We start from the raw sequence: 14,451 nt of genomic DNA, 5'->3' as shown, positions 1-14,451 counted from the left end.
TTCAGCCGCCTGGTTCAATCAATACGCCGCCTGTGTTCAAACGCTGTAGTTCCCGCTGGCGCTCCTGACTGAATTGGAGCGCGCGGTCCATCTTCTCGTTATAAAGCTCCAACCAAGTGCGGGACCCCGGCACCATGCGCGCCAAGTCGTACATGCCTTCTTTGACGCCGCGAATAAACTCCTGGTAGCTCGCTTCCTGCTTCAGCAAGAGGCGCTGAAAGGCGGGGGCGCTGCCGTTTGCAATGGAGGTTTTAATGTTGGGAATCTCCCCGTTCAGGACTGCGACTTGTTCGCGGGTGGCCTGGAGTTCCTGTCGCAACTCCTGCACCTTCTTCTGAAGGTCAACGATCTCCGCCGTTTTCGCGGAATCGCCTCCACTGTCCATAGCGCTGATGATGGACACGGTAATGGTGACGGATAAGGTCACGACGATCAGCATGGCGAGCAATAGCAAGAAAAAGCGGTTCAGCGACATGCTTTTTTCAAGCAGCGTCAGCCGTTGAGCTTCGGTCATTTGTTCCTCTTCCGCTTCTTTTTCTCGCTCACGGGTAGCCATGATCTATCTCCAGCAAAAAATACAATGATGAGACGGCTTCGCCGTTTGGAAATACATTTCCAGCTTATAAGTTTAGCTCACATTGCTTAAAAATGTCCTGAACTAATAAAGATAAGTCCTTTATATCAGGTAAAAACAAGTAAAAGAGAGTGAGAATATATTGCCGAACTTATATAGAAAGGACGTAAATAGATAAAGGTGGGGACGGACAGTTATTTATCCGTCCCGGCAAGCGTATCAGGCGGGCGTGTTGCCTGTCAGTTTGTAATATTTCGTCATCAGTTCCTCTTCGGTTTCCACTTTGTTGGGGTCCAGAGGAATACAGTCGACAGGGCATACCTGCTGGCACTGTGGTTCGTCATAGTGGCCGACGCACTCAGTGCATTTATTGGGGTCGATAATATATATTTCTTCGCCCGGAGAAATCGCTTCATTCGGGCATTCCGGCTCGCATACATCACAGTTGATGCAGTCGTCCGTAATCATTAGCGCCATAGGGTACCTCATGCTTGTCGGACAGGGTGGCCGACGCCACTCTTTTCTCGCCCTATCCGACTATACAGTGCTCTAGAAACATGCTGATTGTATCAAAAACACAACCCTGGAATCACTTGCGCAATGCGAATTGTTGTTGCAAGGCTTTAGAGACGATTGGATCTACAAACTCCGTCACATCGCCGCCCAGCGCAGCGATTTCTCTGATAAGCGTAGAGGAGATGTAGGACAGGTGGTTGGCTGGGGTAAGAAAGAGACTTTCCACACTCGGGGCCAACTTGCGGTTCATGTCGGCGAGCTGGAACTCATACTCAAAATCGGACACCGCGCGTAGACCGCGGAGAATGATATTGGCTTGGTTTTGTTGCACAAAATCCGCTAACAGGTTGCTGAAGCCTTTTACGTCCACATTGGAGAACGGCTTGACGACCTGACGCACCAGATCCACCCGCTCTTCCAGTGAAAACAGAGGATTCTTTTTCGGGCTGGCTGCGACGGCCACAACTACTTTATCGAAGATGCGCGAAGCGCGGGCGATCAAGTCTTTATGACCATTGGTGATAGGGTCAAAGGTGCCTGGGTAGATAACGGTATTCATAGACGGAAGATTCCGGCGTCAGCTAAAGGGTTGCTATGGGGGTTAAGTGGGCGCATAGCCTGCACGGCGCGCAATTCGCGTATAGGCTACGCGCCATGAAGGCGCGGCGCAAGTTGAGTCGCTAGAGTCGTCTATCGGCGGGCGTTTGGTCGCCCTATAGGCGTTATATAAGGTGGGACAGCCGTTCCCGCTAGCGCAGGAACAGCTTGTATACCAATTGATGCAGCAACGTGCCGTGAGGGGGAAAGATAATTTTTCCGCTGTGGAAGCGCTGCTTCGTATGCACGGCTTTGGCGTTGGAGAAATTGAGAAAGCCTTCTTTGCCGTGATAATGCCCCATACCAGACTCCCCGATGCCGCCAAACGGCAGGTCGTCCTGGGCGAAGTGCACTAACGTATCGTTGATGCAGACGCCGCCTGCGTGGGTGCGCTCCAGAAGGTGCTTTTGCTCGCTTTTCTTGTAGCCAAAGTAATAGAGCGCCAAGGGGCGAGGACGGTTATTAATGTAACGAATGGCGTCGTCGATGGAATGATAGGGAACTATCGGCAGCAACGGGCCGAATATTTCCTCCTGCAACACTTTCATCTCCGGCGTTGCGTTGAGAATCAGCGTTAACGGAAGCTTGCGGGCGCCGCGGCTGAAGTCCTCGTTGGCCGGGTTCATTTCGATCAGGGTGGCGCCTTTCTCCTCTGCATCCTTTAAATAACCACGCAGACGTTTGTGCTGGCGATCATTGATTATCGCCGTGTAATCTGGATTGTCCTTCAATGATGGATACAGCTTGCGAAATTTTTCCCTGAAGGCGTCTATAAAGGGCTCGACCTTATCTTCGGGGCACAGCACATAATCTGGCGCGATACAGGTCTGGCCTGCGTTAAACGCTTTTCCAAAGGCGATACGCTCCGCAGCGTCGCTAATCGGAAGATTTTTCGAGATGACCGCGGGAGACTTCCCGCCCAGTTCAAGCGTTACAGGGGTAAGATTCTCCGCCGCTGCTCGCATGACCATGCGCCCCACTGCAGTAGAGCCAGTGAATATCAGGTGATCAAATGGTTGGCGGGAAAACTCGGCGGCGACATCGGCCTCGCCGACTATCACGGAAACCAAGTCCTCACTGAAGGTGTTCGCCATCAAGTCTTGAAAGACCTGAGAGGTTCGCGGCGTATACTCGGACATTTTTATCATTGCCCGATTGCCTGCCGCCAAGGCGGTTATCAGGGGGCCTACCGCCAAGTTAAGAGGGTAATTCCAGGGAACGATGACGCCCACGACTCCCAATGCTTGGTAATGGACTGAGTTTTCGGAACCGAAAAACAGTAAGCCGACTTGCCGGCGGGAAGGTTTCATCCAGGACTTCAGGTGCTTCAGCGTATAGTTGATGCCCTGTATGGCTGGCATAAACTCCGCTAAAAGCGTTTCGTCGCGAGAGCGGGAGGAAAAGTCTTCATTGATGGCGTCAAGCAACGCCTCTTGATTGTTCAGCAACGCTTTTTTCAAGCGAATCAAGGTGTCGCGCCGCACCTCGTAACTTGGGTTGGGGTCATGGTCAAACGCACGCTTTTGCGCACGAAACGCCCGATGTAGGTGCTGAATTTCTTTCTTGCTAGTGGTAATTGTGAGAACGTCCGCCGCCATAATCGCCTCCTGGGCGTCTTGCCCCATCGTGCAGATTTTTGTTTTTCTATGCTTGCATCAGTGGTTATATTTTTAGAGTATATACTCTAGGTGTCAAGGCCTGGATGTGTAGAAGGAACTATTCATAATGAAAGCCGCCGGTTTGGATCAGAGCAGTCGTAATGAACACTAGAGAGAAAATAATTTTAGCCAGTCTGGATTTATTTAATGAGCGTGGAGAACGCAACGTCACTACCAATCATATCGCCTCTCACTTAAGTATCTCGCCAGGCAATCTCTATTATCACTTTCGCAATAAAACGGACATCATTTACGAGATTTTTTTACAGTACCAATTGCTGGTCGATCACTATCTGCAGGCCCCGGAAGGGCGACCGTTAACTGTTGAGGATCAATTTGATTACCTTGAATCCGTTTTTGATGGTTTATGGAGTTACCGTTTCTTTCATCGGGATCTGGAACATTATCTTGAATCGGATGAGCGCTTGAAGGCGGACTATCGCAAGTTCACGCAGCGCTGTATCGGCAGTGTGGTGAATATCATTTATGGAATGGAATTGTCAGGCATTTTAAGGCCGGTTTCCGATCACTTGCGTCGATCTCTGGCGTTAAACGTCTGGTTGGTGGTGACGAACTGGATGTCGTTTCTTAAAACCGCCGCAGGGGAAGAGAGTGCTTTGATCCGTAAAGACACTCTCAAGCATGGGATATACCAAGTCATTTGTCTGGAAGCGCCATACCTGCAACCGGCGTTCTACGATGAAGTCACTGGGTTGCAGCAGAACTATTCCCCCAGCGTACTCAATGATTTGGGTCTGTGAACAATTGTTCGTAAGCTTTCTACGCCTGGGGTTCTACCGATTCCTCAGCTTCTGAAGCGGCGGCGTCAGGGGGAATAAAGAAGCGGTCCATAAAAGCGTGCGCTTCTTCAACTCCCACTTTGCTGACGGAGGAAAAGAGCTGTGCTTCGATAGGGAATTTCCATTTCTTCTTCAGCTCCTTTCTTACCTCTTGCAGCGCGCTTTTGGCGGGCCCGAACTTCAACTTGTCGGCTTTGGTCAGCAATACCAGCGTCGGTAGCTCGCGGGCTTCGCACCAGTCGAGCATGCTGCAGTCAAAGGGGCTGAGAGGATGACGGATATCCATGACCAGGATCAAAGCGTTCAGCGTCAATCTGTGTTCTAAATAGCGCTGCAAATTGCTCCGCCATTTTTCGAGCATGGCTTTCGGCACTTTGGCGTAGCCATAGCCCGGAAGGTCGACCAGTCGGCAGCCTTCGCTATTCAGGGTAAAGAAGTTGATAAGTTGAGTGCGGCCAGGCGTCTTGGAGGTTTTCGCCAGTTTCCCATTTTGGGTGATCGCGTTCAGGGCGCTGGATTTTCCTGCATTGGAGCGTCCGGCGAAGGCGACCTCTACGCCCATGTCAGGCGGACACTGCTGCAACTGTTCTGCGCTCATAAGGAAGCGGGCGCTTTGATATGAGACGGGGCGTTTGGTGGTTTGGGTCATACCTTTAATGCTTGCAAATATCGAAAAATGAGTGGATGCAGCACTGTTTTGATGCTGCGTTTTTGAATGACGTTGTCGCGTTGTTTATTCGTTCATGTTTTGAGTGTTTTATGTATAATACCAGACCGTTTTAAGGGCGTGGAAAGATAATCCTGTTCTTTTCACGTAATTGCAGCATGCGCGAATTGGTAAAATAAGATACTGATTGTGCTTGGGGTATCTTGGATCAAAGCGCCTCAACAATGTAATTGCAAATTAAATAGGTAGCTGATGGGGTCAACAATGAGAATTTTCGTAACTGGTTTGGTGCTGGCGATGGGTATGGTTGGCCTGGCGCACGCTGAGGGAGACCCCAAGGCGGGACAGACCAAATCTGCAGTTTGCGCGGCCTGCCATGGTGCTGACGGTAATAGCGCCGTTCCCAACTTCCCCAAACTGGCGGGGCAGGGTGAAAGATATCTGATCAAACAGATTCACGATATCAAGTCCGGAGACCGCGCAGTGCCGGAAATGACTGGATTGACAGACAACTTGTCGGACCAGGATATCGCCGATATCGCCTCGTATTACGCCAGTCAACCTGCAACGGTAGGCTCAGCGAGTGAGGCGACTTTAGAGAAGGGCGAGTCGCTTTATCGCGCCGGTAATGCCGCCAAGGGCATCCCTGCTTGTTCTGGTTGTCACTCGCCCAATGGCACAGGCAACTTTCCAGCAGGATTTCCTCGTTTAAGCGGTCAGCATGCTGATTATGTCGCCAAACAATTACAGAACTTCCGCTCAGGTGATCGCTCCAATGATGGTGAGACCCGCATTATGCGCGACATCGCCGCTAATTTGAGCGATGCTGAGATCAAAGCGTTGGCTAACTACATTTTGGGCTTGCATTAAACGTAGCTTGAAATATACCTGTTCGAAAAAGGCGGCTTTGTCCGCCTTTTTTGTTATACGCAGCTTGCCGCCATATTAATTGTTTGTCATAAGCACGGACCTGGAGTTGCATATTGAATGCTAAGAGGTAAAACTTTTTTCCTTACAGCATGCCTGCAAATATTTTCTAATCAACGGAGCTCGGAGATCGTAAATGCGGAAGTTCGCCAGGATTCTATTAATCATGACTTTAGGGCTGGTTGCTTTGGCGGCCAGGGCTGAGACCTATGTTGAAGGTCAGCACTATAAAACACTGCCTGCGCCGATTCCGGTGCTAGATGCTTCTAAAATCGAAGTGGTGGAGTTGTTCTGGTACGGCTGCCCTCACTGCTACAAGTTTGATCCTCTGGTTAACGCTTGGAAGAAAAGCCTGCCGGAGGATGTAAGCTTCTTCCGCTCGCCAGCCGCTTTCAATAAGATCTGGAAAGCACATGCTCAGGCTTTTTACACGGCGGAAGCACTGGACGTTTCTGACAAAATGCACCAGCCGCTGTTTGATGCGTTGGCGAGAGATCAACAGTCCCTCAACTCCGAAGATGACTTGGCTAAATTCTTCGCTCAATATGACGTGGAAGAAGCACGGTTTAAAAAGGCCTATAATTCTTTCAGTGTGAAGTCCAAAGTGGAGCAAGCAGCTTCACGTGCGCTTTCCGCGCGTGCGACAGGGGTGCCGGCGTTGGTGGTCAATGGCAAGTATCGTATAGACGCCATTCGTGGTGGGACGTATGAGGATATGCTGAAAGTTGCTGACTTCCTGATAGATAAAGAGCGCCAGGCGAAAGGTTCCTGAGAGGGCGCTAGCTAAACAAACGTAGTAGGAGTAGTGGGGCGTGTATCAAAAATTCAGAGATAAATTTGGCGCCCTACTACCCCGTCGCTCTCCGGTTATGGAGGGCGACATGAATGCCGCTGAAGATTTTCCCCACCACAGACATATCCGTCTCCTCAGTTTTAATATTCAGGTCGGTATTTCGACCGCCGCTTATCGTCATTATGTGACGCGGAGTTGGCAGCATGTTTTGCCTAGCCAGTCCCGCAATAAAAACCTTGACCGTATAGCCGCTTTGCTGAGCCAGTATGATGTAGTGGCGTTACAGGAGTGCGATGGCGGCAGTATCCGCAGCGGTTTTGTCAATCAGGTGGAATATCTGGCGGAGAAGAGTGGTCATCCATATTGGTTCCAGCAGTTGAATCGCAATCTTGGGCGCATTGCTCAGCATAGTAATGGATTGTTGAGCCGCTATCGGCCGAATTCCGTTACACAACATAGACTGCCGGGCGTCATTCCTGGGCGGGGCGCTATTATCGCCACCTATGGCGATCCCACTAATCCTCTTGTTGTGGTGATGTTGCATCTGTCACTGGGGGAAAAGGCTCAATGTCAGCAATTGGAGCACGTTTGCGAATTAATTGAGGGGTATGAGCATGTTGTTTTGATGGGGGATCTGAACAATCATGCGGAGCAGCTGCTAAGCTCTACAGCGCTTGGGCGCACGACGCTAGTGTCATTGCCTGAACGTGTGAACACCTTTCCCAGTTGGCGTCCTGAGCGCTCCCTTGATCATATTATGGTTAGCCCTGGGCTGCAGATCAGAAATGCGGGTGTGGTTTGTTTTCCTGTGTCTGACCATCTTCCCGTTGCTGTGGACGTGGCGTTACCCGTCGGGTATGGAAAAGGAAAGGCATAAAAAAACCCGACTAGGCCGGGCTTTCGTCAGCCAAGCTGAAAAGGCTTGGCCGTTATTTTGAAGAAGTAAGATGCTTACTTGATCTTGGCTTCTTTATAAGCAACGTGCTTGCGAACAACGGGATCAAATTTTTTGATCTCCATTTTCTCAGGCATAGTGCGCTTGTTTTTAGTGGTTGTGTAGAAATGGCCGGTTCCAGCTGAAGAAACCAATCTGATCTTCTCGCGCATAATATAGCTCCTTAAACCTTGCCGCCACGTGCGCGAATATCGCTCAGCACTTTGTCAATGCCGACTTTATCGATGATTCGCATACCTTTAGTAGAAACACGCAACTTAACGAAGCGCTTTTCATTCTCGACCCAGAAACGATGAGTTTGCAGATTCGGAAGAAAACGGCGCTTGGTTTTGTTGTTTGCGTGAGAAACATTGTTACCAGTTATTGGGCCTTTGCCCGTAACCTGACAAACTCTAGACATTTGACTCGCCTCCAACCAAACGTTGGTACTGAAAAATTCCTGCTTCTGGGTGGAGAATTTCCCGCTTTACCCAGACCCGTAAAAATGAGCACGACTTTATAGCAGAAAGAGGCTTTCAAAGCAAAAGATTTTGCATTTTTTGCACAATTTCCAGAGGGCTTGGCGCATCTCTTTTTTGCTTTTCCGTCGCAAGCGCTTCTTTATATGGGCGGAGAGTTTAAATCCAACCCCGCTCCGCCAGAGAAACGACTTCTCCGTCGCCGACAATCATATGGTCCAGTACTCGCACGTCAACCAATCTTAACGCTTTGCGCAGAGTTTCTGTGATTTCCTTGTCGCTAAGGCTCGGCTCCGCGACGCCGGACGGGTGATTGTGAGCGAATATTATAGCGGCGGCATTGTGTTTTAGCACTCTGCGCACCACTTCTCGTGGATGCACGCTAGCGGAGTCGATAGTGCCGCGAAATAACTCCTCGTAGGCGATCACGCGGTGCTGGTTGTCTAGAAATAAGGCGGCGAAAACCTCATACGGATAATGTCGCAGATGGGCGCTCAGATATTCCCTCGTCAGCTCGGGGCTGGTGAGATTATGGCTTCGCTGCATTTTCTCTTGCAGGTAGCGCTTGGCGAGTTCCGTTGCCGCCTGCAGTTGGCTGTATTTTGCTTCCCCTAGACCGGGAACCTGGGTGAATTCATCCAGGCTGGCGTCCAGTAAGGGACGAAGTCCGCCGAATTGGTTGATGGTGTCGCGGGCAAGGTCCACCGCACTGCGGCCGCGGGAGCCGGTTCGGAAGAATATAGCGAGAAGCTCGGTTTCACTTAATTTGCTGGCGCCATGGGCGATGAGTTTTTCACGAGGACGGTCGGCCTTTGGCCAATCGGAGATAGGCATACAAAATCCTTTTACTAATTTGTTCATCCATTAAATACGTCTTTGCTTTGATATGCTGCGGCAATCAAAACGGCCGCTATTATATACAAATGCGATGAAAAAAAAACGGACTGGTGCTATCGTAGCCCCAGTCAAAACGGGGACAGAGTGAAGTAACGCGATGCTTACCGGCAGAAAAGTTTTACTGGCGATCACTGGTGGGATCGCCGCTTATAAATGCGCTGAACTAACCCGGCTGTTGGTGAAAAGCGGCGCTGAAACGCAAGTGCTGATGACCTCAGGCGCAAAAGCGTTTATCACCCCGTTAACCTTCCAGGCGCTATCAGGCAGACCCGTTAGAGACAGCCTTCTGGATCCCGAAGCTGAGATGGGGATGGGGCATATTGAATTGGCTCGATGGGCGGACTTAATCATCGTTGCGCCGGCATCCGCGGATGCTATCGCCAGAATCGCGGGCGGATTGGCGGATGATCTTCTCACCACTGTGCTGTTGGCCAGTGAGGCGCCATTGGCGGTAGCGCCTGCAATGAATCAAGCCATGTGGCGCAGCCCCATGACTCAGGCTAATGTGCAAAAACTGGTTTCGTTGCGACCACGCGCCTTTATTTGGGGGCCTGATGCGGGTGAGCAGGCGTGTGGAGATTTAGGCCCCGGGCGGATGTTGGAGCCGGCTGCTATGCTTGCTTTGACGGAAGCGCATTTCGCCTTGGGCGAGCAGCTCAGGAACTGTAATGTCGTGATTACTGCGGGGCCGACCCGCGAACGTATTGACCCCGTGCGTTACATCAGTAACGACAGTTCGGGGAAAATGGGGTATGCCCTGGCGGAAGCAGCGGCCGGTATGGGCGCGCAGGTCACTTTGATTTCCGGGCCGGTCGCTTTGCGCAGGCCTGGAGGCGTAAAGGTCGTTAATGTGGAAGGCGCATTGGAAATGCACGCGGAAGCGTTGGCTGCGGTGCAGGCCGGGGCGGATATCTTCATTTCTGCAGCGGCGGTTGCAGATTATCGGCCTGTAACAATAGCTGACCAAAAAATGAAAAAGTCCGCCGAACAGCTACAGATAGCGTTAACGCGTAACCCTGATATTCTTGCGGACGTCGCCGCCTTGCAAGACGCTCCATTTACGGTCGGCTTTGCTGCGGAAACCCAGAAAGTGCAGGAATACGCGCGCGGCAAGCTGGAGCGTAAAAATATCAATCTGATCATCGCAAACGATGTTTCTCGTAAAGACATCGGCTTTAACAGCGATGATAACGAAGTTTCCCTCATCAGCCGGGATGAGGTGATTTCAATAGCTAAACAATCCAAGCAGGCGCTTGCGGGACAATTAATGTCTCATATCGTCCAGCACTATCGAAAAACACAGTCTACTGATAATTGAATTTGGTCTGAGGTTCATGAAACAAGCATTACTCGTGAAAGTTCTGGATAAACGTCTGGGCAAGGAAATCCCACTACCCGCATATGCAACTGACGGCTCCGCTGGTCTGGATTTGCGCGCCTGTTTGGCGGAACCTGTCACGCTTCAACCGGGGGAGACTACGCTTATACCAACGGGCATGGCGATCCATCTTGCTGATCCTGGATTGGCGGCTATGCTGCTGCCTCGCTCGGGTCTGGGACACAAGCACGGAATTGTCCTGGGCAACCTGGTTGGTCTGATTGACTCGGATTACCAAGGTGAGGTCATGGTCTCATGCTGGAACAGAGGGAGCGAGGCGTTCACCATTAATGTTGGCGAACGTATAGCGCAGATGGTTATCGTGCCGGTGGTGCAAGTCGGATTTGAAATTGTTGACGACTTTAATGACAGCTCGCGTGGCGCAGGCGGCTTTGGTTCAACGGGAACTAAATAAGCATTTGCTCGTTTTGATAACCGCCGCAACTAAGCGGCGTAGGCCGAGTTGCAGGAAATGTGTATTCTTTACATGACTTTAGCCTCAGTGTGCAAAGGGCGTGCTGAGGCCATGTGGCGAAATGCGAATAAAAGGTAAATTGGCTTATCAATGAAACCGATGAAAAAGAAGCAGGCGGAGACTAACGGCAAAGCGAACGGTAATGGCGTACAGAAGCCCAAACCGGCCCCAGCGAACAAAAGCAAACAGACGGAAACCAAAGGGCTTGCCGCCCCGGGACTTTTCGCCGGACTGAGCGCAGCCTTAGCGGCGGTCTGTGTCGTCATCACCGCTTTTGTATTGAAATCCACGGTGTTGCAGCCTTTGGTGGATGAAGTCAATGCCGCAACCCAGAAGAGTAATCTGGATGCGGCGGTATCCGTCATTAATAACCGCCTAAAATTTATTGAGGATCAGGTCGCTGTCTTGGCGGGCAGTGTGGACGCCGCCAGGTTTGTGGATGATCAGGTGCGCGCCCAAGTCACAGGTATCGCCACTAAAACGTTGCCCGCCGCAGTGCGGGCGGTCGCGTTTCAGAAGGGGAGAGGCGTGCGCGACACGGAATCTCCGGTGCCGGTCAGCTTCGCCAGCCTGGATATGGTGCGTAACGTAGAACAAGGCAAGGCGGTGCGTCTGGAAGCCTTCGTATCTAACGAAAAATGGTTTATTCAAGTCGTAAAGCCGGTGCAAACAGATTCCAACGTGATCGTGGGTACTGTTTTAGTAATGTTTAGCACTGAGATTCTTGAGCCGACTTGGCGTCAGACCGGCGGCGGGAAGTATCAGTTGTTGCAGTCCGTCGGCGGACAGCAACGAGTGGTGATAGAGCATGGGCAAGGCTCTGGCGACAAGTTGGTGGGCGCCACGGCTTTGCCGCAATGGCAAGTGGCCTATTATCCCAATGAGTCAGCCCGCTTTTCCTATAGCGACCAGATGTTGTGGATAGTCGCTCTGGCTATCGCGTTATTGGCTGCGGGACTGGCGGCGGCGCCAGTATTTTTGTTCACCAAAAAAGTGCGCAAGGATATCTCGGCGGTTACTGCGTTTGGCCAAGCCTGCATTATGGGGGAGAAACCCAGTTCGCCAAAGATCTCCCTGCTATCTTTCCATTCAATGGTGGTGCTGCTGGATCAGGCGCGTCAGACCGTTGTGAAGCGCTCAATCCCCTCCAAGTCCAAAGCCACGTCTGCTGAGACAGGGGCGGAGGCGGCTCCGGCCAAGAAAGCGCCTCAGCCTGCCAAAGAGGAGGCGGCTCCGCTGTTTCAAAATGATGATGCGTTGGACATCAGCATGCTGGGGGAGGACGACGATCTGCTGGGGCTACACGATGACGAACCCGCCTCCGACTTTGGTGAGGGGGCGTCAATGGAAGTCAATGAATCTCAGGTGGTGAATGTCTCTGAGACCATTTTCCGGGCCTACGATATTCGCGGAGTAGTGGACGACACATTAGACGTCAAAGTGATGTATGAGATCGGGCGAGCGCTCGGTTCTGAAGCGCGTCAGAAAAATGTGACGGATATGTGTCTGGGCTATGACGGCCGCGAATCCAGCTCGGCGCTAGCCAGGGCGCTGGCGCAAGGAATCATGACGACCGGCGTTAATGTCATTAATGTGGGGCTCGTGCCTACGCCAGTGCTTTATTTTGCCGCGCACCATACTCAAACGCTCTCCGGCGCTATGGTGACTGGCAGCCATAATCCCGCTGAATACAATGGCGTTAAGATGATGTTGGCGGGAGATACGCTGGCGCAGGCGGAGATCCAGAAGCTACTGCAGCGGATACGTACACAGAACTATGTCAAAGGGCAGGGCGAGCTGAGAAACCAGGATATTCGCCAAAATTATATTGACGCCATCGTTAATGATATTGCTGTCGCGGCTCCGCTTAAAGTGGTGCTGGATGCAGGCAATGGCGTTGCTGGCGATATCGCGCCCAAGCTGATCGAAGAATTGGGCTGCGAAGTAACGCCGCTGTTCTGTGACGTGGATGGCAACTTCCCTAATCACCATCCAGATCCGGGCAAGCCAGAAAACCTGCAGGCGCTCATTGCAAAGGTGAAGGAGGTCGGCGCTGATATCGGTGTTGCCTTTGATGGCGATGGCGACCGCATAGGCGTGGTTACGGCGAAAGGTAAGATCATATGGCCGGATCGTCTGTTGATGTTGTTCGCCAAGGATGTCGTTTCTCGTAATCCTGGCGCTGATGTTATTTTCGATGTGAAATGCAGCCGCCGCCTGAACTCTCTTATTTCCAGTTATGGCGGTCGTCCCATCATGTGGCGGACCGGGCACTCGCTGATCAAGGCGAAGATGAAAGAGACTGGCGCATTGCTGGCGGGCGAGATGAGCGGCCATATTTTCTTCAAGGAGCGCTGGTTCGGTTTTGACGATGGCATATACAGCGCCGCTCGTCTGTTAGAAATTCTTGGTATCGATGAGCGCAACGCAGACGCTGTGTTTGATGAGTTCCCGGAAGATGTTTCCACTCCGGAAATTAACATTGCGGTCAGCGACAGCAGCAAGTTTATGGTCATGGAAAAACTGTCCCAAAACGCATCTTGGGGCGATGGTAACGTGTCCAGCATTGATGGCGTGAGAGTTGAGTACGCTGATGGCTGGGGCTTGTGTAGGGCTTCTAATACCACGCCTGTGCTGGTGCTGCGCTTTGAGGCGGAGAGTCAGGACGCATTGGGGCGCATTCAAAAGGTCTTCCGCGATCAGTTGTTGGCCGTGGACCCTTCTTTGTCGGTTCCTTTTTAAATCACAGCGGGTCCGGGAGTGGGCTCGCTGAAACTGTGCATTGAGATTCGCAGGAGACTAACGGAATTATGCTTGATCGAGATAACGCCCTCCAGGTTGCGGCGGTATTGAGCAAAGCGCTGCCTTACATACAGCGCTTTGCGGGGAAAACCATTGTGATCAAATACGGCGGCAACGCCATGACGGATGAAGAGTTGAAGAACAGCTTCGCCCGAGATGTGGTCATGATGAAACTGGTGGGGATTAACCCTATCGTCGTGCATGGTGGTGGACCGCAAATCGGCGATTTGCTGCAGCGGCTGAATATCAAATCCAGTTTTATAAACGGACTGCGTGTAACGGACAGCGAAACCATGGATGTGGTGGAGATGGTGCTGGGCGGCTCGGTTAACAAAGACATCGTCGCCCTGATCAACCGCAACGGCGGTAAAGCTATCGGTCTGACTGGCAAAGACGCCAACTTCATTACCGCGCGAAAATTAGAAGTAACCCGCGCCACACCTGATATGCAAAAGCCGGAGATTATCGATATTGGCCATGTCGGGGAGGTCACGGGCGTACGCAAAGATATTATCACCATGCTCACTGACAGCGATTGCATCCCCGTCATTGCGCCTATTGGCGTAGGGCAGGACGGCGCGTCTTACAATATCAACGCCGATCTGGTCGCAGGTAAAGTCGCTGAAGTGCTGCAGGCGGAAAAGCTGATGCTGCTTACCAACATCGCCGGCCTGATGAATAAAGAAGGCAAAGTGTTAACTGGTTTGAGCACAAAACAAGTCGACGAGCTGATCGCTGATGGCACTATTCACGGTGGAATGCTGCCCAAGATCGAATGTGCCCTGTCAGCGGTGAAAAATGGCGTGCATAGCGCTCATATCATCGATGGCCGGGTCCCCCACGCTACGCTATTGGAAATCTTTACCGATGAAGGCGTAGGCACCCTGATAACTCGCAAAGGCTGCGACGACGCCTGATCTGGCGCCAAACCGCAGAAAAGCCTTCAGGCTGAGG

The 14,451-nt window shown here is 51.7% G+C and carries 16 protein-coding genes; 8 read left to right on the top strand and 8 right to left on the bottom strand.

The window, feature by feature from the left end; genetic code table 11:
- Position 1: 1 nt before the first annotated feature.
- The 4 genes from O5O45_RS21230 to O5O45_RS21215 form a co-directional block, all read right to left on the bottom strand.
- Entirely contained in the window at positions 2-556 is a 555-nt protein-coding gene (locus tag O5O45_RS21230; protein WP_305901335.1) for a hypothetical protein, read from the bottom strand.
- A 237-nt stretch (positions 557-793) separates the two neighbouring features.
- Positions 794-1,051, bottom strand: a complete 258-nt coding sequence (locus tag O5O45_RS21225; protein WP_127968577.1) for a YfhL family 4Fe-4S dicluster ferredoxin — start codon at positions 1,049-1,051, stop codon at positions 794-796.
- Positions 1,052-1,163: 112 nt separating this feature from the next.
- Positions 1,164-1,649: a pantetheine-phosphate adenylyltransferase gene (gene coaD, locus O5O45_RS21220; protein ID WP_305901334.1), complete on the bottom strand. Its 486-nt coding sequence runs from the start codon at positions 1,647-1,649 to the stop codon at positions 1,164-1,166.
- Between the two features lie 190 nt (positions 1,650-1,839).
- A complete protein-coding gene (locus O5O45_RS21215; RefSeq protein ID WP_305901333.1) occupies positions 1,840-3,285 on the bottom strand; it encodes a coniferyl aldehyde dehydrogenase in 1,446 nt (481 codons plus the stop codon).
- 161 nt (positions 3,286-3,446) lie between these two features.
- On the opposite strand from O5O45_RS21215, the gene O5O45_RS21210 reads away from it, so the two are divergent.
- Positions 3,447-4,106 carry a TetR/AcrR family transcriptional regulator gene (locus tag O5O45_RS21210; RefSeq protein WP_305901332.1) on the top strand — a complete coding sequence of 220 codons (660 nt, stop codon included), beginning with the start codon at positions 3,447-3,449 and terminating at the stop codon, positions 4,104-4,106.
- Between the two features lie 19 nt (positions 4,107-4,125).
- On the opposite strand, the gene yihA is transcribed toward O5O45_RS21210, so the two are convergent.
- On the bottom strand, positions 4,126-4,794 hold the full coding sequence (gene yihA, locus O5O45_RS21205; protein WP_305901331.1) for a ribosome biogenesis GTP-binding protein YihA/YsxC: 669 nt from the start codon (positions 4,792-4,794) through the stop codon (positions 4,126-4,128).
- Between the two features lie 282 nt (positions 4,795-5,076).
- Here yihA and O5O45_RS21200 point away from each other — a divergent pair, with 282 nt between their 5' ends.
- The 3 genes from O5O45_RS21200 (at position 5,077) to O5O45_RS21190 (ending at position 7,409) form a co-directional block, all read left to right on the top strand.
- A complete protein-coding gene (locus O5O45_RS21200; RefSeq protein WP_305901330.1) occupies positions 5,077-5,682 on the top strand; it encodes a c-type cytochrome in 606 nt (201 codons plus the stop codon).
- Positions 5,683-5,875: 193 nt separating this feature from the next.
- The gene (locus O5O45_RS21195; protein ID WP_305901329.1) at positions 5,876-6,511 is read left to right on the top strand and encodes a thiol:disulfide interchange protein DsbA/DsbL; all 636 of its coding nucleotides are present in this window, start codon (positions 5,876-5,878) and stop codon (positions 6,509-6,511) included.
- Between the two features lie 109 nt (positions 6,512-6,620).
- Positions 6,621-7,409 (top strand): endonuclease/exonuclease/phosphatase family protein, encoded by a 789-nt coding sequence (locus O5O45_RS21190; protein WP_305901328.1) that lies wholly within the window; start codon positions 6,621-6,623, stop codon positions 7,407-7,409.
- A 74-nt stretch (positions 7,410-7,483) separates the two neighbouring features.
- Here the strand turns inward: O5O45_RS21190 and rpmG are convergent, their stop codons facing one another.
- The 3 genes from rpmG to radC all read right to left on the bottom strand — a co-directional run bounded on the left by rpmG (position 7,484) and on the right by radC (position 8,779).
- The gene (rpmG, locus tag O5O45_RS21185; protein WP_011394978.1) at positions 7,484-7,639 is read right to left on the bottom strand and encodes a 50S ribosomal protein L33; all 156 of its coding nucleotides are present in this window, start codon (positions 7,637-7,639) and stop codon (positions 7,484-7,486) included.
- A gap of 11 nt (positions 7,640-7,650) precedes the next feature.
- A complete protein-coding gene (gene rpmB / locus O5O45_RS21180) occupies positions 7,651-7,887 on the bottom strand; it encodes a 50S ribosomal protein L28 (RefSeq protein WP_127968585.1) in 237 nt (78 codons plus the stop codon).
- A gap of 217 nt (positions 7,888-8,104) precedes the next feature.
- Positions 8,105-8,779, bottom strand: a complete 675-nt coding sequence (gene radC, locus O5O45_RS21175; protein WP_127968586.1) for a RadC family protein — start codon at positions 8,777-8,779, stop codon at positions 8,105-8,107.
- Between the two features lie 160 nt (positions 8,780-8,939).
- Here radC and coaBC point away from each other — a divergent pair, with 160 nt between their 5' ends.
- The 4 genes from coaBC to argB all read left to right on the top strand — a co-directional run bounded on the left by coaBC (position 8,940) and on the right by argB (position 14,414).
- Positions 8,940-10,160 carry a bifunctional phosphopantothenoylcysteine decarboxylase/phosphopantothenate--cysteine ligase CoaBC gene (gene coaBC, locus O5O45_RS21170; RefSeq protein WP_305901327.1) on the top strand — a complete coding sequence of 407 codons (1,221 nt, stop codon included), beginning with the start codon at positions 8,940-8,942 and terminating at the stop codon, positions 10,158-10,160.
- A 16-nt stretch (positions 10,161-10,176) separates the two neighbouring features.
- Positions 10,177-10,635: a dUTP diphosphatase gene (gene dut, locus O5O45_RS21165; protein ID WP_305901326.1), complete on the top strand. Its 459-nt coding sequence runs from the start codon at positions 10,177-10,179 to the stop codon at positions 10,633-10,635.
- 150 nt (positions 10,636-10,785) lie between these two features.
- Positions 10,786-13,437 (top strand): phosphomannomutase/phosphoglucomutase, encoded by a 2,652-nt coding sequence (locus O5O45_RS32035; protein WP_371747865.1) that lies wholly within the window; start codon positions 10,786-10,788, stop codon positions 13,435-13,437.
- Between the two features lie 68 nt (positions 13,438-13,505).
- A complete protein-coding gene (argB, locus tag O5O45_RS21155; protein WP_011394984.1) occupies positions 13,506-14,414 on the top strand; it encodes an acetylglutamate kinase in 909 nt (302 codons plus the stop codon).
- Positions 14,415-14,451: the final 37 nt, after the last annotated feature.

It is taken from the genome of Hahella sp. HNIBRBA332 (assembly GCF_030719035.1).
Taxonomy (GTDB): Bacteria; Pseudomonadota; Gammaproteobacteria; order Pseudomonadales; family Oleiphilaceae; genus Hahella.
The sequence above is the reverse complement of the archived record's forward strand: the minus strand, read 5'-3'. Positions and strand labels throughout refer to the sequence as shown.